Source organism: Pseudomonas sp. NPDC088429 (assembly GCF_044753305.1).
In the GTDB taxonomy this organism is placed as follows: domain Bacteria; phylum Pseudomonadota; class Gammaproteobacteria; order Pseudomonadales; family Pseudomonadaceae; genus Aquipseudomonas; species Aquipseudomonas rustica.
On the sequence record NZ_JBIVMX010000003.1, the window covers coordinates 60,198 to 77,591 of the forward strand.

The window sequence follows — 17,394 nt, forward strand, 5'->3', positions numbered from 1 at the left end:
GCCCTCGTTGTCAGCCGATCAAGCCCTGGCTGATGATAGTCTGTAGATATGCAGAGGTTAGCCCGTGGGCTCACTGCCGAAATTTGGAATAAACGCACGATGCGGTTCGTTATCCACCTTAGAAACCAGTCCGTTAGGGGCTTGGAAATCTACTGATGCCGCGAACTTTCACGATCCGTTGTCTGTCGACCGTGAGCGATTGTGCGGTGTCATATCCCTGCACATCTCCTGAGCATTCACCGTCTGCACCTGGGGGACGTTATGAACTGTCTAATTTGTGTTGGCATCGCAGAGCGCATTCTTTGCGCAGGGCCATGGGAGGAGAGAGTTTGTCCGGAATGCGGCCATTATCGTGTATGCGATGAGCTACTGCTGACGTTGATAGACAAAGGTCAAATTTTCGACGTGAGTAAAACAAGGCAATGGCTGCTGGCGAAGAGTGAAGACGGCGAAGTTCCAATGGTTAATATCACCGAAGCGCTTCTCATGTCTTGACTACCGATAACGTCCGTTCAAAGACCACGCGCTTCTCAAAGCAATGCTTCATGCAAACCTACGTGGATTAAACAATGTTCGATGACTTTCTGCTCGAAACTGTGAGGCTTCCAGACGCTACATTGCGTGACAGACACGGCGGCCAAGGAACACCCGTGCTTTTGCTTCATGGCCATCCTCGAACTCATGCAACCTGGAATCTCGTCGCCCCATTGTTAGCTCGGCATCACACGGTCATCTGTCCTGACCTCCGAGGTTTTGGTAAGTCCTCCATACCTGCAGATACTCCTGACCACGCCGGATCATCAAAACGCGCTAAGGCAAACGACTGCGTCGCTTTGATGCGCTATTTAGGGCACGAGCGCTTCGCCGTTATCGGACATGACAGGGGTAGCTACACCGCCTTTCGTCTCGCGATGGATCATCCAGATAACGTAACTCAACTAGGTATATTGGATGCGGTGCCAATCGTTGAAGCTCTCGATAGATGCGATTCAACGTTCGCCAACCGATGGTGGCATTGGTTCTTCTTCGGCCAGCCCGAAAAGCCTGAACGAGCAATCCTCGCCGATCCCGATGCTTGGTACGGCGGATCCCCAGCGCTGATGGGTGAAGAAGCCTACTTGGATTATCGGACGGCCATCCATGATCCGGCAACAGTCCACGGTATGGTTGAAGATTATCGTGCGGGATTGGGCATAGATCGTAGGCACGATGAAGAAGATCGCAGGGCAGGGCGGCGGGTATCGTGTCCCACCTTGATTTTATGGTCACTGCGCGATGATCTAGAACTGTTATATGGAGACGTATTATCTGTTTGGGAACCATGGACAACGAAATTATGGGGGCGAGGGTTGGACTGTGGTCATCATATGCCCGAAGAGGCCCCGTTAGAATTGGCGAACGAGATTCTCGCTTTCCTGAGTGAGTGCTGAGATAAAAACCCAGCGTGGAACCCTCTGGCGCCGTGTCTTGCCTGAATGTAGCGGTTTAGGTGGAAAGCGAGAAAGTACACGTTTTTAAGACATGGGACTTCGTTCCGCAAACCGCTTAGCAGTAACGCTTTCATCTATGGCTCAAATCGCATTTTAATGGTCATGCCAGCAGGGTAGGCCTTCAATATGAATTGTCCTGAGGGAGAAATATCGTTATGCCAACGATCAATGCACTCATCACCGGCGCTAACAAGGGTATTGGACTAGAGATTGCGCGCCAGCTGGGCAAGCGAGGCTATACGGTTTGGTAAGGCAGCCGTGACAAAGGGCGTGGCGAAGAGGCTGCAAATGGACTTCGTCAGGAGGGAATTGACGCTCGCTGTTTACTGCTCGACGTCGTTGACGCTCAGAGCATTAAGTCAGCTGTTGACCGTCTCGAAAATGAAATCGATGCGCTCGACGCATTGGTCAACAACGCTGGAATAAATTTCGGTCGCCCACCGGTTGCCAGTTTAGAGTCGGTGGACGAAATACGAGGGATCTTTGACGTTAACGTTTTTGGCGCAGTCAGAGTCACCCAAGCGTTTCTACCCTTGCTGCGCAGATCATCGGCAGCGCGAATTGTGATGATGAGCAGCGGCCTTGGGACAATTGCTTCAACGCTGGATTTAACGAGTGTGAACTGGGGAATCGGCTCCGCAGGGTATTGTGCATCGAAGACGGCTCTTAACATGTTTACCGTTAAGCTAGCGAAGGAATTAGCGGAGGAGGGAATTAAGGTGAACGCCGCCGACCCGGGTTTAACAGCGACCGACCTTAATGGCCACATGGGTAACCGCAAACCGGAAGATGCAGCTCCGATCGCAGTTCGCTTGGCCACACTTGACAGGTTTGGGCCCACGGGTGGGTTCTTTCTCAACGATAACGCGGACACGTGCCCCCCGAAACATCGTTGGTAGGTAAAATGAAGACGCGTTTTATCAACGGTTCAGACGTGGTGCCGCCCTTCAGAAAGCTCGTGTCCCAACAGTCCACGACAGTACGGGCAACCACAGTACATTCATCAATACATACGTGCCGGCGTGAAGTCCGGCAATCGGATGTGCTCTCGCAGGGAAGCATGCACGCCAGTCACCACCGTCAGGAGATTTGTCGTTTTTTTTGCGATGGACTCAACGGAGCCCCTTAACGCACTAGGATCTGTGGCCACGAATCAGCCTATATCTTCGAATTCCTCCTTGTCCTGACGCCTTTTCCACTAGACTTAGAACGTTCTCTGCGGCCCTTAAAAACCACATTGGCGCCTCAATTTTTTAAAAGGAAAAACGCCCGTGTCCTCGCCATGCCTAAACGATCTCCCCGAACCCTATTTCACAAAATCGCTCGCGCATTTGAATGCGATCCAGAACGCTCCGTCGCGCCATGCCTTATTCGAAGCGCTGGATATCGGATTGAATTATCTTCGAGAGTTGAGCGCTCGACACGTTTTGACCCTAGAGGAAACGGTAGAGCTTGGCCGACTATGGGGAGATGCGGCAGACAGACGCTTGCGGGCTTTACCTGAGCAGGGCGCGCCTGCTTCGATCCATTTTTTTACGAAAAATCCCCCCCTTGAGACAACACTCGATCCGGTCACGCAAAATGCTCTTCTGCATTTACTATCATTAGCTGAACGAGATACGGGTCAGTCGCGCAAAGCCGCCAATTTCTTATTAGCGTGGTGGAATGCTGTTGAAAATGGTGGATTTGATCTTACGGATCTTTATGGTTTGAACCAAGAGTCTGCATCTGCTTGCGCCGTTTTATTTGGTTGGGTAGCAAAACACGATGACACCCCTAAAAAACTTGGTTATGGCACTCGGTTTGAAGCTCTGGCCTTAAAATGGCGCTCACGAGAATAGCACTGCAAGCGACAGCGACTGTGCTGACTTTTAGCGATTGACGGGTAGCTTGGATCTCAATGAGTCACTCGACTTGTACCATTTACGGTCAAAACTTTTACTCTCTCTCCTGTCCGAAATACCTCATTCTCTTGAACCTGTTGAACGTAGGCCCGCATGCTTCCGTCATCTTCTCGGACGGTAATCTCAACGCCTTGGGTGCGCATCAAACCTTCTTCAGTCGCGGAGCCAATGAGTCCTCCAGCAACTGCGCCTATGACCGCTGCAACGATGCTACCCCTCCCGCCGCCAATTGCACTACCTCCTACTCCTCCAACAACAGCACCTGCACCCGCTCCAATGGGTGTTTTTGTACCCTCAATTTTGACCGGTCTCAATGAGTAAATAGTCCCCATCCTAACCGTTTGCGCTGCTCGCGCGTCATCTCTTGAGTACGAGTCACCGCCTAAATTCTGAGCACAGCCTCCGACGCCTAATAAGCTGGTTAACAGAATTGCCGCCGAAGATAAAGCTACAGATGTTTTCATCATGGATACTCCTACGTAATACGTTTGACACTAATTCCATCTAGCTGTCACGCAGATCTTTAGTCTGATTGGCACTTCAAAACCCAAAAGTCATACTGTGCAGTCATGACGAAAAAATGGCCCCTTTCTGTGTCGACGAGGAGAAAATTACCTCTTTGACATATTGGCTTTTATTGCCTATCAGCAATCAGCACTGCCATGCCAAGCTGCTCGACCAATGTTGGGTAGAATGTTGCTCTGGCGAGTTAATATTGTTGAATTTTTAAGGGGGGATGCAGATATGTGTTTTTCTCTCTGACTGACCAACGAAAAATATGGTGACGGAAACCTCTAACGGCATATTCGAACGTGAGAAATTTCACGGCTTGGCCTAGTTTTAAAAGGCACCTGTAGCTATGGATGCCGACTCTTAGATTTGCATGGAACACACTGGGCACAAAGTGAGTCTACTTGTTCGTAGCCGTTATGGAGAACCAAGATGCCAGAAGAGACGCTCAAATTATTAGAGAAATTGCTACTTGCTCGCGGCCCGGGTGGCCAGGAAGACGAGGTACGTGAAATTTGCTTCAACGAGCTGAGCAAATATTGTGACGATGTTTCGATAGACGATGCAGGGAATGTGAGAGGGTTAATCAAGTCACATGCGGAATCGAAGCGTGAACGACCCATTCGCGTCATGGCCCACCTCGATGAAATAGCCATGATTGTCAAAAAAGTTAGAAGCGATGGATCTCTTGAAGTGGTGGCGCTGGGTGGGGCGAAACCTATCAGCTTTGGCGTGTGCCCCGTAGAAATCATGGGAAATGCCAAGTGCCTACCTGGCGTCCTATCATATGGATCCATGCATAACAGCGGCACTTCTTCCCAAGGTCAAGACGTACTGAAAGGCGCAGTTACGTGGGAGGACGTTTATGTCGTAACTCGGTGCACCGTGGCTGAGCTGGCTGACGCAGGAGTACGACCGGGTACGCGGGTAGTTCTTAGCAAACACTGGCGTCGGCCCTACACATTGAAAGATGCAGTGGCAGCACACTTTCTTGACGACCGTGCCCCCTTAACAGCCGTGATAATGACTGCGCAGCGGCTAAACAGCAGACGGCCAGAGCTTAAGCAAGACGTATGGATAGTCTGCACAACGCTGGAGGAGGAGTCGAATGCCGGGGCGTTGTATGCAGCCTCTCGGTTACCTGGGGATACCACCATCGCCGTCGAAGTTGGCCCTGTGTTAGCCGAGTATGGAACCATTCTGTCTGCAGATCCAATTGTGAACACGGGTGATGAAAAAGGTTATTACACCCGTTCTGTTGTCGACGAGCTTATCAAAGCCGCTGAGTGTGCGGGATACACCCCACAAGTTGCGTTGTTAGTGAACTTCGCGTCCGACGCCAGCGCGGTGATGAGCGCGGGTATCGCCGCTCGCGCAGGTTGCCTAGCAATTCCAACTGAAAATACGCATGGTTTTGAGATTGTGCTTCTAGAAGGCATTGATGCCTGTGCAGCGACGCTTACTGAGTACCTAACCAAAACCATGGACGAATGATGCACGCGTCACTGTGCCTAGCTATCTTTCTTTATATTGCCTCGCGTCGGAATGAAGGAGTCGTCCATTGGTTATCGCATGCCTAGGTTGGGGGTCGTTGATTTGGAAACCTGGTCGCCTGCCTCTGTCGACCGGTTGGTTCGAGGATGGCCCTCTCGTTCCGATTGAGTTTTCAAGGGTGAGTGATGGCGGCGAATTGGCTACCGCCATCTGTATAAATGCCCCAGTCTGTAGAGTGTTTTGGGCCGTATTGAATGTTCAATCACTCGAGGAGGCCTGTGATGCACTGCGCGGCCGGGAGCAGATACCGAAAGATCGCCAGGATGGTGTCGGGGTATATATTTGCGCTGGAGCGGGGAGGGGGATCATCGCTGAATGGGCTTCGGCTCATCAGGTAGATGCCGTGATTTGGACTGCGCTTCCCCCCAGGTTCGAGAATGTTGAGGGACTCATCCCCACCGTTAATGATGCGATCTCATATCTTTCGAACCTCACTGGAGACACGCTGGATCATGCCCGAAATTATATTACTCAGGTGCCACAACAGATCGATACGCCCTATCGGCGTGAAATAACGCAAAGACTAGGGTGGCACGATTAACCATTTGAATCCGGTTTTGTATGAGTAAGCCCATGAAGGAACCTCGGGTTGATGAACAAATGCCCCTATGTTTGATGCCGACCAATTGTTGTTGGTATTTTTAAGGGTAAGTAATGGTCAGTCTCTTGTTTTGACAAGTGCGTTTAAGAGGCGCTGTAAATTTTCTCCGATTGTTCGGTCAGTCATTGCGGGAAATCTCCTGAGATTCATGCTACTACTTTTGATGACTGACGTCGCCTCCGGCGTTGGCTGTTGAACAACGCCCCGTCGATAAAGGATTCGTAATAACATTAAACGTCGATTTGCGCACAATCTACGTATGGACTCGGCGAACTAACTGAATTGACCTGTCCAGGTATCTTCGGAGGATGTCGTTGTTCGCCGATGACGATCGAGCCGGTTTCTTTGGTTCAGCGATCGCGTTTATTGTGGGTAACCTACCCGAAAAGTAAGTCATACTTGTCCCCAAGGTTAAGAATATACAAACCTGTTCCTAAGCAGCGATCAAGATTTAGTGGCATTTCCGCCACTCCTAAGCATAAAAAAGTGATCTGTCGAGAGTTTGTCCAGTTAGTTTGGCAGGATTCTCTGCTGCGCTCTGAAGCGCGCTACTCTTGTTCAATTGCCCCCATTCTTTAAAGCTGATTGGAGCGCCGTTTATGCTTAATGGATCAGTTGCTAGAACGCGATACGATCGCGGGTTGGAAACATTCAACGATCGGCTAAAAATTTCGTTATGCTATTCCGGAATCAGCTTAGAGCAGTTTGTTATTAAGCTGGCACCTTACTGCAACTGCACTGAAGTAGAAATCAGCGAATGGTTAAGGGGAGTCAAATGTCCTCTTTCGGCGCAAATTCCGCGAATAGCAATGATATTGAATGTCAAGATAGTCTGGCTACAAACCGGTCTTGGTGACATGCGATGCTCTGTCACTCCCTAACCAATATTCCTAGTGAAATACAGGCTGTCATCGTCGTCAATGAGCGATTGCTAGAGAAGCGGTCAGCCTGAGCGTGATAGCACATCCGTACAATTCGTAACTACCTCAAAGCGCTAATCTAAAATGGTAGAAAGCTTGCCGGTTGGCGAGGCTGTTACGGTTTCTTTGGGGAACGAGGAAGTTTTCTATAACAGGAGTTGGGAAAGCCGTTTTTTCTTTAGTTTAAAATCAGTTTCTCGAAAAAGTAGGATTTCGGGGCTGAAGCAGGCAATGCAAGACAACCTACTTATATTTTGTTGCAGGAGCGCGTATGAAAATTAATGAGCTGCTAACCCGTTTGGCAATGACTTTCGTCGTATTGGCATCCCCTTCAGCGTTTGCCGAACCAGCTAAACCCACCATTGTTCTGGTGCACGGTGCTTTCGCAGGATCAAGCAGCTGGAATGGGGTCATAAAAATTCTTGAGAAAGATGGATACACTGTTGTTGCCGCCGCAAATCCGCTGCGTAGCGTCAAGAGCGACGCTCAGTCCATTCAGAACCTCGTTAAAAGCATCAAGAGTCCAGTCGTGCTCGTCGGTCATTCCTACGGCGGCCCGGTGATAAGTGAAGCGGCTTACGGCCAGGCGAATGTGAAAGCTTTGGTGTATGTCGCTGCGTTTGCACCTGAAAACGGTGAGAGCGCCGTAGCACTAACGGGTAAATTTCCGGGAGCCACCCTTGGCCCTACTCTCGACACGCCTATTGCACTGGAAGGCGGCGGCAAAGATCTTTATATCCAGCAGGATAAATTTCCTAGTCAATTCGCAGCTGACGTACCCGTGGCCGATGCTCGCCTGATGGCGGCCACCCAGCGCCCCGTTACTGAAGAGGCGCTAAACGAAGCGGCAACAGATGCAGCATGGAAAACAATTCCGTCGTGGTGGATCTTCGGTGATAAGGACAAGAATATTCCTCCACAAGCGATGGCATTCATGGCTGACCGTGCTAAGTCCAGACAGACCGTTGTAGTGAAGGGCGCATCTCATGTGGTGATGGTTTCGAACCCTCGGCCAGTGGCGCAAATAATCGAGGCAGCTGCAAAGTCTTAATGGGATAGCCGAACCATCTAACAAGAACAATTGAAGTATTAATTAGCGCTCACGTGTTTAGTCATCATCTTTCGCGTAATGGCGAGAGTTGGAGGTACCGTGCCAAACCAAATCCGTACTCAATCCAGTTCACGTAGACAAATACTTAAAGTTGGCGCTACGGCGCTAGTCGCCAGTTCGATTACCGCCATTGGGATAGGTAGCGATGTTGCCCAGGCGGGAGCTACGGCCCCGATTCAAAAAGGACAGAACGCGATGACCAGCTTCACTACAAGTGACGGCACCGAAATCTTCTACAAAGATTGGGGCACGGGACAGCCGATTGTATTCCACCACGGCTGGCCTCTCAGTGCAGACGATTGGGATGCACAAATGCTGTTTTTCGTTTCCAAGGGATATCGAGTGATCGCGCATGATCGGCGCGGGCATGGTCGCTCCACGCAGACCTCGACCGGCAATGACATGGACACCTATGCTGCTGATGTAGCTGCCTTGGTCGCTCATCTGAAGCTAAAGAACGCCGTGCACATCGGCCATTCCACCGGCGGCGGCGAAGTAGCTCGTTATGTTGCCCGCCACGGTGCTGGCCATGTCGCCAAAGCTGTGTTGATCGGCGCGGTTCCTCCTGTAATGGTGAAGTCAGCCAACAATCCTGGCGGACTTCCGATCGACGTGTTCGACGGTTTCCGCTCTGCACTAGCTGCCAATCGTGCGCAGTTTTATAGAGAAGTACCCATTCCGTTCTACGGTTACAATCGCGAGGGCGCCTTTGTTTCTGAGGGGGTTAAGGAAAATTGGTGGCGCCAAGGCATGATGGGCGGTGCTAAAGCACACTATGACTGCATCAAGGCTTTCTCGGAAACCGATTTCACCGAAGACCTTAAAAAGATCACAGTTCCTGTGCTGATCCTACACGGCGACGATGACCAAATCGTTCCGATTGCTGACTCAGCGGAGCTGTCCATCAAATTAGTAAAAAACGGTACGCTTAAAATCTACAAGGGCTATCCACACGGAATGTGCACCACCCATCCAGAGGTGATCAACCAAGACCTATTGGCGTTCATCAAAGTTTGATCTGCAATAAGCCTCCTCCTAAGTTGGAGGAGGCTGTGTAACTCCAACTGTTGCAGCCACCGCAAGCCAGCCAACCGCGATAACCATCAGCTAATGTTGGTTGTCTCGGACAGCGCACGCCAATCTTTTATCTCTCCTAGAACACGGTTCATTTCCGAAGAAGCGATGCTGACAGCGTCGGCACCGACAACAAAACACAATGGCGGTTGTGGATGTTGGGCCACGTTAATAAATGTACTTGCGAGCTTTTCTGGATCGCCAGGCTGTTGCTGGTTATAGTTGTCGAACTGACTTCGTAGGGTGGTAGAGGTGCTGGAGTAATCCTCTAGTACGGAGTCACCGTATCGCACTGAATTTGCTGCCAAGAAATCAGTACGAAAGTAGCCTGGTAAAACGCTAGTGACTTTGATACCAAACTGCGCGACCTCATCTGCTAAAGAAGCTGAGAAACCTGCAACCGCAAATTTGCTTGAACAGTAAACGGTTGCGCCAGCGAACCCGGCCATGCCTCCTATCGACGAAACGTTAAAAATGTGACCGAAACGTTGGGTTCGCATCAGGGGCAGCACCGCACGCGTCACGTGCATCAAGCCAAACACGTTCGTTTCAAACTGCTCTTTAATTGCGACCTCGCTGACTTCTTCGAACTGTCCTAACTGTCCATACCCCGCATTATTAATCAGAACATCAATACGCCCGTATCTTGCAACCGTGGCCTCGACTGCAGATTGAGCTTGGCCCGGTACTGTTACATCTAATGACAGAGCGAGTAGACACTCAGCTTTTTCATTTGGAAATGCCGCTTGAATCGCGCCCGCGTTGCGGCTCGTTGCTACAACACGATAGCCCGGGTTGAGGGCCACTCGGACAATCGCAGCGCCGAGCCCGCGACTTGCTCCCGTGACAAACCAAACGGGAGCTTCAGATATCGGACGGTTCAAATTAGATAGAGTCATTAAGGATACTCATGGTGGTTGTGCAACCAATCTAAAAGAACGGCAGGAGCATGCGTTAGCCTAATACTGGCTAATTCTTGCCCAATGCTAGTGACATATCCACGTTGTGAATGGCTGGGAAACTATCATTGATTCATTTGGCCGGTATGACGATCTGCGAAACAAGACTTTCTACCCTGCAGGAGTCGATATAGAACAGCAGGCTCAATGGGCGTTCTCATTCTTCGTCCAGCAACACGAATTCGGATACTGCCTGCCTCCCCATTTTAGTCGTGCTCGTCTGTTGAGACGGCGAACTCAATCCGGACGGCGACATACATAAGCGCAAGTCTGATAAGGAAACTCGATAGTCTCGTGTCCGCGTAGCGCCGGGTGGGTCTGAATCAAATTCATCAGTTGCTCCGCCACCCTGTCTTTCTCCTCAGCAGGAAGCGCCGCGATGAAGCTGACTGACAGAAATCGATCAAGGATCACAGACTTTGCGCTGCCTTTATGGGTGTAATTGAAGCAGGTCAATTCGGGCTCCGAGAAACGGCCGTTGTTGAACGGACGGCGCCATTTGCCGGTATGAAAGCGTGGGGTATCGCCTTCGTAAGGCGTGATGATCTCAGTGATGGCGGCCACCCAGTCGACTGACTCGTCGCGCACGTTCCAGACCAGCCCGAGCCGGCCTCCCGGTGTAAGTACGCGGTGAATCTGGTGCACCACGGTGCGCTGGGTTCTTACGCAACGGTGTATTTGCGAAATTCAGTCGAGCAGGCCGACGTGATAGCGTTTTTGACTGGCATCACAGGCATCGAGTGCGTGCTAACTCGTGCGCAAGCCGCTGACCGCTTCGAATTGCCGGAAGACCGTATTGGTGATTTGATCGTTCTCGCGGAGCGGCTGACGGTGTTAGGGACTGCGGCCGAGGAACACGACTTATCCGGACTTGTGGTGCCTTTGCGCTCACACGGCGGCGTGTCCGAGCAAAAAGTACCATTGATTTTCAACCGCAAGTTGTCCGGTTTCAGCAATCCCGATCGCCTTCGTAACTTCGACATCATCGATATTGCGCTTAACCATTTGACTTGATTCCATGATGTCGCTGCGCTTGCCTTGTTTCACGCAAAGACTTGTAAGCGCAGCGAAGGCGTGGGCATAGCTATATCACTGGAAAAATCGCGGTAAACGACGTTCCACAATCTGCAGTGGAACTCACCGAAATCGTTCCCCCGTGCGCCGTAACGATTTCACGAACTATGAATAGACCGAGTCCTACACTGCGCAGCTCGCTATCTTTTTCTGAGCCGCGCTTCATGGGTTCAAACAGCTCTGCGACAGCCGATTCCGGAATCACTGGGCCGAAATTGTGAACCACTATGCTCGCGTGGTCGCTTTCCACTTGGGAGGTCACAGTAATAGGTTGCAGCAGGTCGCCGTAGGCAACACTGTTTGCCACTAGGTTTCCAATGATCTGTTGGATTCGATCTGGATCAAGTCTCACATCGCCGTTCCCCAATGTTTGATGAACGATTTCCGCATCGGGGAATGCTAGTCGAAGTTCTCCAACACCCTGAGCAACTATGGAGTGCAGCTCTAGAGTAGATAGGGAAACCGCTATGCCGCGACCCACTCTTGCCAGCGCGAAATCCAACAAATCTGCGATCATTCGATGGGCACGATCCGCAGAACTGCTGATGTGGTTGAGCATGACCTGTTCTTTGCCGCCAGGCATTTTCCGATTGAGAATTTCTGTGGCCATCTTGATGGCCGTTAACGGATTTTTGAGGTCGTGGCTGACGATGGCAACCATCTGCTCAGCAAATAATGCCCGTCGCTTGGATTTTTCGTAGGCGGTGTTGAGCTTCTCCTGAACCTGCGCGAGGGCAGCGTCGGCAGCCGTCTTTTTGGCCAAAAGTTCCTCTGCCAGCTGTCGTGCTTTCAATAACTCCAGTTCGTACCTGTCTCTGTCAGCGGTGCAGAACAACGCCAACTCATAGTAAACCCCTGACTCATGCTGCCGACGTACGCCGTTGAGGAGCATTGAAATGAGCGATTTATCCCGGTGGATCAAATCGAGTTTGACCTCTGCCACTGAGCCCTGCATCCGCATCAGAGGTGCCCAATGTGTCTGATGGAAAATTCGTCCGCCCATCGTGAGCAAGTTTTGGAATCGCTGGCCTTCCAGCTCACCTGGCCCACAACCGATCCAAGTGCAGAAGGTTTGATTGACGCGCACTATGCTTCCGTTTTCGAGCGTGACGATCAGGCCGCAAGGGGCATGGTCAAATAGCGAGTCTGGGTCGGGGAGGCCTGCTGTTTTACCTGCCATCGCTAGCTTCTGTCCAAGGCAGCAGGAACCTGTCCATAGCTTCCGAGCAAGCGCTCGGTGCACTCATGTGCGGGCAATGGCCAATATTGTCCACAAGGCAAAGTGTGCTGTTGGGCATTATTTGATGCAGGTATTCGCCGACAGCGAGGGGGGCAATGATGTCGTCCGTGGACTGTAAAATCAGCGTCGGAGTTGTCAATCCGCTTACGTCCTCCCGGTTGTCGGACATAAACGTCACGCGGGCAAAATGCTTGGCTATTTCAGGATCAGTACGACAAAAGCTGTTGGTGAGCTTCTCGCTTAGATCGGGTTGGCCGGGTGCGCCCATAATCACGGGTGCCATTGTGCTTGACCATCCGAGATAATTGCTATCGAGGGTATGGAGTAAGGACTCAATGTCATCGAGCGTGAACCCTCCTGTGTAATCTCCGGTATCGATATAGCAAGGCGAAGGCCCGATCATCACATGAGCAGCGATACGGTTTTGGTGAGCGCGATCTGTCAAAGCACCGATCATGGCGCTGACGGAGTGACCGATGATAATGACTGGGCCAACAGCGAATTCATCGATTACCTCAGTTAGATCCTGCGCATAACCCTGCAGCGTTCCGTATTTGTTCCGTTCGTAAGCTTCCAAGTCGGACTGCCCAGCACCGACCAGGTCGTAGAGAACTACCCTGAATCGACTGGTGAAATGCTCAACCAGGTAGCACCACATGGTTTGATCACAACCAAAGCCGTGGGAAAAGATCAGCGTGGCCGAGCCGTCGCCTACTACATTTACGTTATTGCGGTGCAGGACAGACATGCTAGGTGCTCAGAATGATTCAGATGGAAACTCACGTGCAGCTCGCAGTGTAGACAGCAGCATCCTCTACGTCATCGTCGGGATGCAATAATGCTGATATCTGGTTCCTGCTCAATAGCTGCGGCAGCGCATAATGCTGTCCACTCTTCGGGATCGAGTAGAAAAATGGAAATGCGCCCCCCTTTCAGGCTAACGATGGCAGTGGCCCTTTCGGACTATCGTCTGGCCCAGGGCGAGATCGTTACCTGCATGGAAATGGAACTGCATACGGTGAGATTTGGCGGCAAAAGCCGTTGAGACTGGATCGTGCGTTAGACGTGTGGATGCAGCTACCTAGAAAGTATTAGGGGCTGAGAAATCGCTAGTTTTGGGTGGATTCCCTTACCTACATGACGCTCATAGAGCGTTTGCTGGCAGAGGCGGGCGGTATAACCCTCGTTCAGGATGGAAGCCCACAATGCTGAGTCATTGATATAGGATGATCAGACACTGACCTGCTCGCGAAACACGCTCAGGTAGTTTGTTTTTCCAAGGCCGTAGGTTCAACCCTCAAGCGGGATCAGCTGCATAATGGTCATCGGCTCCGGGTGAGTTCGTAGCAGAGTCAAGCCATCTAGGGTGCCGGCTGCTTTACCGTTGTAAAAAAAGACCCCCTCTCGAATCTCACCGCACTGCTCCTGCTTAGGCCCCTCGAAATAGACGCCCTTTTGCACATAGCCTATGCGATCACCATCAAAGTGAAGTTCATAAGCTGTGGATGGATCGTACTGCTCTTCAACCATTGTGGTGACTCCGTTTTACAGCTGACACCGATCCGGAGTGGAGTGGTGAGGTCTTTTTTAACATCCGATGAGGATATGAATGCCTCCCGTCGAGCTGGTAGAGAAAAGGCCTTCCCTTTTGGTTAAACAAACCTAGAGGGAAGGCTTTGTTACCTGAGGCTGGGCTCAAGCCCATGGGACATTCAATTTACCGGGTTCGATTGAGCCTTCATCTTATCCTCAATTTTTGCATCTACTGCAGCACGAACTTGATCAACACTGAAGCTCGCGGGTTTTTGGCTGGGTGGATAATCGATGAATGTCTGCAAAAACGCTGCTGACTTCATGACTGCCAATTCGGTTAAGTAGACGTTCTTCGTAGCCCAGTCGTAGTATTGATCAGAAACGATATCTGCTCGTTCAAATGGATCCATGCGCAGATTGAATATTTTCGGTACACGCAGGCACACGAAAGGTTCACTCCATACCTTGAAACCACCCGGGGCACGCTGTTCGCAGAAGACCGCTTTCCAGTTATCGAAACGCATCGACACCAGCACGCCATCGTCATTGAAATAGTAAAATTCCTTGCGTTCGCTATTCGGCGTCTGGCCTGTCAGGTAAGGCAGTTGGTTGTAGCCATCCAGATGCACCTTAAAGTTGGTTCCTCCCGAAGTCGGTGCCCAACCCTTTAGTAACTTGTCTTTCACACCGGCGTCGCCAGCGGCGGCCAACAGAGTTGGAAACCAGTCAAGACCAGAGAACATCTCGTTGGAGACCTCACCCGGCTTGATTTTGCCCGGCCAACGGATAATAGCCGGTACACGATACGCACCTTCCCAGTTGGAGTTCTTCTCGTTACGGAACGGCGTAGTTGCCGCGTCCGGCCACGAGAACTGGTTGGGGCCATTGTCGGTGGTGTATACGACGATGGTGTTCTCTGTAATTTTCAAATCATCAAGGGTTTTAAGCAATTTTCCGACGTCGCCGTCGTGCTCGATCATGCCGTCTGCGTACTCGTTGCCCGGCATGCCACTCTGACCTTTCATCGAGTCGCGAACGTGGGTAAACAAGTGCATGCGCGTAGTGTTCATCCAGACGAAGAAAGGTTTGTCAGCCTTCACCTGTTTCTCGATAAATGCTTGCGCAGCGGCGGTGGTTTCGTCGTCAATCGTTTCCATGCGCTTGGTATTTAGCGCGCCGGTGTCTTCGATTTTACCGTCGGCGAAGCTATGGATTACGCCGCGCGGAGTGAAAGCCTTTGTAAACTCCGGAGAGTCCTTGGGCCAGTTTGGACGTTCTGGTTCTTCTTCGGCGTTCAGATGATAGAGGTTGCCGAAAAACTCGTCGAAACCGTGGTTTGTCGGGAGATATTCGTCACGGTCACCGAGGTGATTCTTGCCGAATTGACCGGTGACATAGCCTTGGGACTTTAGTGCTTGGGCGATAGTGATGTCACGCTTTTGAAGCCCGACCGTCGCTCCCGGAAGACCGACTTTCGAAAGGCCGGTACGCAAAGGCGTCTGACCAGTGATGAATGAGGATCGACCAGCGGTGCAACTGTTCTCCGCATAGTAATCGGTGAACATCATGCCTTCTTTCGCTATCCGGTCGATGTTTGGCGTTTTGTAACCGACAACACCCATCGAGTAGGCGCTGATGTTGGTCTGTCCGATGTCATCACCGAAGATCACAAGGATGTTGGGTTTTTCAGCCGCTGTGGCAGTTGCCGACAGCGCCATCACCGAGGTCGCCACTAGGGCGAGCTTGGGTAGCCACGTGCGTATGCGATTCATTGAGTACTCCTTTCGCTAGATTTCGCCGCTATTTGCGACCAACTCAGTTCCGATCCCGCCTATTTATTTCCGTTACGTCTGCTTGGCCATTTTCGCAAACGCCTAGCCACTTGGACGACATGTCAACGATAGTCCAGTCGCGGGTTTTTGCTTCATCTTCCGACGACGAAGTCAATTTGGTCGCGAAGAATGTGACGGTGTGCAGCTGATGAGGCAAAAATACTGCTCGTTTTTTTCCGTGCATGAATTACCGTTTTCGTTGCGTAGCGCAACATTTTGAAGCGGTAGGCTGTGGAACCACTTTCTATAAGAAACAAATGTGTATTCGCGTCGGCGAATCAACTCTCCGACTATAAGAAGAGAACTGTTAATACGAATATAAGTGGTTGTTTCCACGGCGCAGATACATCAGTCATCACGAATTACTTTGCTGAAAGAAGGTTTTGGCTGAGTGCTGTTTATATTGCTCGATTCATCGAGCTCGGTTTCTCGAGGTGAAGATATGAATAAAGTGCTATAGATCTCTTCGAATATCGCCTGCTCAAAAAGCTTAGTGTCTCGTGACTCTCTTTGGAATAATGTGCTTTTGAGTTTCTGCGGCCAATATATCGCTACTACGCCACCATATGCGTTTCGCGATGCTACTTTGTGCCGAAGTTGCATAGAAAATTCGCGATTTGGTTCTACTACAACATGAGCTATGCCACAGACCTTCCTTGCGAGTCTGTCAGGGATTACAGAGTATTGATTTTTATTGCTCGCGCTCACGTAGATCACTGGAAGTTTGCAGTTTATATTCGTTTTTATTATTTCCGCAGCTGTTTGTTTTCCGGCGCATGAATCTTCTAATATGACGGGATAAACAGTTACGGTTAATTTGCCGTCAAAGCCTCCCCCGAATTTGCTAATGAGGTTAAACAACAATGTTGGCTTTAAGGTTTCCAGATGCTCGTTCCAGATGTCGGTCGCGGCACGCGTGATCGAAACACTGACCCAGAGAGATTTTGGCATTGTTAGGATGTGTACATCAATTGCTGTGAATGTATGAATTGCATTGTTTCTATACTTGATGAAATTATTTTCTCTGTTTTTGGATTGGAACACCTCAATACTCTCTAAATCCTCGGAATAAACAAAGCACCCCTGGCCCCTAAGAGATTCAAGGATTATTTCCGTAACCTTTGTGAATGGCAGATCTATTAACCACTGAAGAGTTTCAAATAAAATCTCCTCCCGGGAAGCACATTGGTGAAGTGGGAAACAAAACTCCGAGCGCATAATTATCTCCTAGACTTTATAATTTCCTATGAGCAAGGGGCATTTAGGTTTCGAGTTCAGCTAACGTGCTGTTGGAGCGTGCAGAGCTAGTTTAGACTCGAATTTCCGAATAAAGGAAAGCGTAGCATCTGCAACGATTCATAGATGAGACGTAGCGGCTGTTTGCTTTTGGGAAGGGTTCATGAGGATCTTAGAGAGCTATACAGGCGGAGCGCGCAGGTGTGGGAAATGGAAGCCGGCAAGCCCCGCGACTGACTACAGGGCTCGCTTATGACTGCCGTCCGCCATGAGGAGGTACGTCACAAATCCTGAATAGAGATCTTCTTTTCAATAGCGAGCTAGTATCAATCCATTTGAATCTCAGTCATATCCAT

Annotated in this window: 13 protein-coding genes and 2 pseudogenes; 7 read left to right on the plus strand and 8 right to left on the minus strand. The window is 50.6% G+C overall.

All coding sequences use genetic code 11. The features are described from left to right. Positions 1 to 569: 569 nt before the first annotated feature. The 3 genes and pseudogenes from ACIP66_RS03115 (at position 570) to ACIP66_RS03125 (ending at position 3,331) form a co-directional block, all read left to right on the plus strand. Positions 570 to 1,430: an alpha/beta fold hydrolase gene (locus ACIP66_RS03115; RefSeq protein WP_400645296.1), complete on the plus strand. Its 861-nt coding sequence runs from the start codon at positions 570 to 572 to the stop codon at positions 1,428 to 1,430. A gap of 329 nt (positions 1,431 to 1,759) precedes the next feature. Beyond that, positions 1,760 to 2,389, plus strand: a pseudogene (locus tag ACIP66_RS03120) (SDR family NAD(P)-dependent oxidoreductase); the annotation flags it as partial. A 372-nt stretch (positions 2,390 to 2,761) separates the two neighbouring features. Beyond that, a complete protein-coding gene (locus tag ACIP66_RS03125) occupies positions 2,762 to 3,331 on the plus strand; it encodes a hypothetical protein (protein WP_400645299.1) in 570 nt (189 codons plus the stop codon). Between the two features lie 56 nt (positions 3,332 to 3,387). Here ACIP66_RS03125 and ACIP66_RS03130 read toward each other — a convergent pair whose 3' ends face one another. Continuing rightward, a complete protein-coding gene (locus tag ACIP66_RS03130) occupies positions 3,388 to 3,858 on the minus strand; it encodes a glycine zipper 2TM domain-containing protein (RefSeq protein WP_400645302.1) in 471 nt (156 codons plus the stop codon). A 478-nt stretch (positions 3,859 to 4,336) separates the two neighbouring features. On the opposite strand from ACIP66_RS03130, the gene ACIP66_RS03135 reads away from it, so the two are divergent. The 3 genes from ACIP66_RS03135 to ACIP66_RS03145 all read left to right on the plus strand — a co-directional run bounded on the left by ACIP66_RS03135 (position 4,337) and on the right by ACIP66_RS03145 (position 9,107). Next, positions 4,337 to 5,398, plus strand: a complete 1,062-nt coding sequence (locus ACIP66_RS03135) for a M42 family peptidase (RefSeq protein WP_400645305.1) — start codon at positions 4,337 to 4,339, stop codon at positions 5,396 to 5,398. Between the two features lie 1,885 nt (positions 5,399 to 7,283). Beyond that, a complete protein-coding gene (locus ACIP66_RS03140; protein WP_400645603.1) occupies positions 7,284 to 8,030 on the plus strand; it encodes an alpha/beta fold hydrolase in 747 nt (248 codons plus the stop codon). Positions 8,031 to 8,285: 255 nt separating this feature from the next. Continuing rightward, the gene (locus ACIP66_RS03145) at positions 8,286 to 9,107 is read left to right on the plus strand and encodes an alpha/beta fold hydrolase (RefSeq protein ID WP_400645308.1); all 822 of its coding nucleotides are present in this window, start codon (positions 8,286 to 8,288) and stop codon (positions 9,105 to 9,107) included. 86 nt (positions 9,108 to 9,193) lie between these two features. On the opposite strand, the gene ACIP66_RS03150 is transcribed toward ACIP66_RS03145, so the two are convergent. Beyond that, a complete protein-coding gene (locus ACIP66_RS03150; protein WP_400645311.1) occupies positions 9,194 to 10,063 on the minus strand; it encodes an SDR family NAD(P)-dependent oxidoreductase in 870 nt (289 codons plus the stop codon). Positions 10,064 to 10,360: 297 nt separating this feature from the next. Next, positions 10,361 to 10,762 (minus strand): annotated as a pseudogene (locus ACIP66_RS03155) (SAM-dependent methyltransferase); the annotation flags it as partial. Here ACIP66_RS03155 and ACIP66_RS03160 point away from each other — a divergent pair. After that, positions 10,754 to 11,137 carry a hypothetical protein gene (locus tag ACIP66_RS03160; RefSeq protein WP_400645314.1) on the plus strand — a complete coding sequence of 128 codons (384 nt, stop codon included), beginning with the start codon at positions 10,754 to 10,756 and terminating at the stop codon, positions 11,135 to 11,137. The pseudogene ACIP66_RS03155 and the gene ACIP66_RS03160 sit on opposite strands and share 9 nt — an antisense overlap. Before the next feature lie 70 nt (positions 11,138 to 11,207). On the opposite strand, the gene ACIP66_RS03165 is transcribed toward ACIP66_RS03160, so the two are convergent. The 5 genes from ACIP66_RS03165 to ACIP66_RS03185 form a co-directional block, all read right to left on the minus strand. Beyond that, positions 11,208 to 12,377 (minus strand): ATP-binding protein, encoded by a 1,170-nt coding sequence (locus ACIP66_RS03165; protein WP_400645317.1) that lies wholly within the window; start codon positions 12,375 to 12,377, stop codon positions 11,208 to 11,210. After that, a complete protein-coding gene (locus ACIP66_RS03170) occupies positions 12,367 to 13,185 on the minus strand; it encodes an alpha/beta fold hydrolase (protein ID WP_400645319.1) in 819 nt (272 codons plus the stop codon). Before ACIP66_RS03170 ends, ACIP66_RS03165 begins: the two co-directional genes overlap by 11 nt. Positions 13,186 to 13,727: 542 nt before the next feature. After that, positions 13,728 to 13,967 (minus strand): hypothetical protein, encoded by a 240-nt coding sequence (locus ACIP66_RS03175; RefSeq protein ID WP_400645322.1) that lies wholly within the window; start codon positions 13,965 to 13,967, stop codon positions 13,728 to 13,730. Positions 13,968 to 14,149: 182 nt separating this feature from the next. After that, on the minus strand, positions 14,150 to 15,742 hold the full coding sequence (locus tag ACIP66_RS03180; RefSeq protein WP_400645325.1) for an arylsulfatase: 1,593 nt from the start codon (positions 15,740 to 15,742) through the stop codon (positions 14,150 to 14,152). Positions 15,743 to 16,150: 408 nt separating this feature from the next. Further along, the gene (locus tag ACIP66_RS03185) at positions 16,151 to 17,020 is read right to left on the minus strand and encodes a hypothetical protein (RefSeq protein WP_400645327.1); all 870 of its coding nucleotides are present in this window, start codon (positions 17,018 to 17,020) and stop codon (positions 16,151 to 16,153) included. Positions 17,021 to 17,394: the final 374 nt, after the last annotated feature.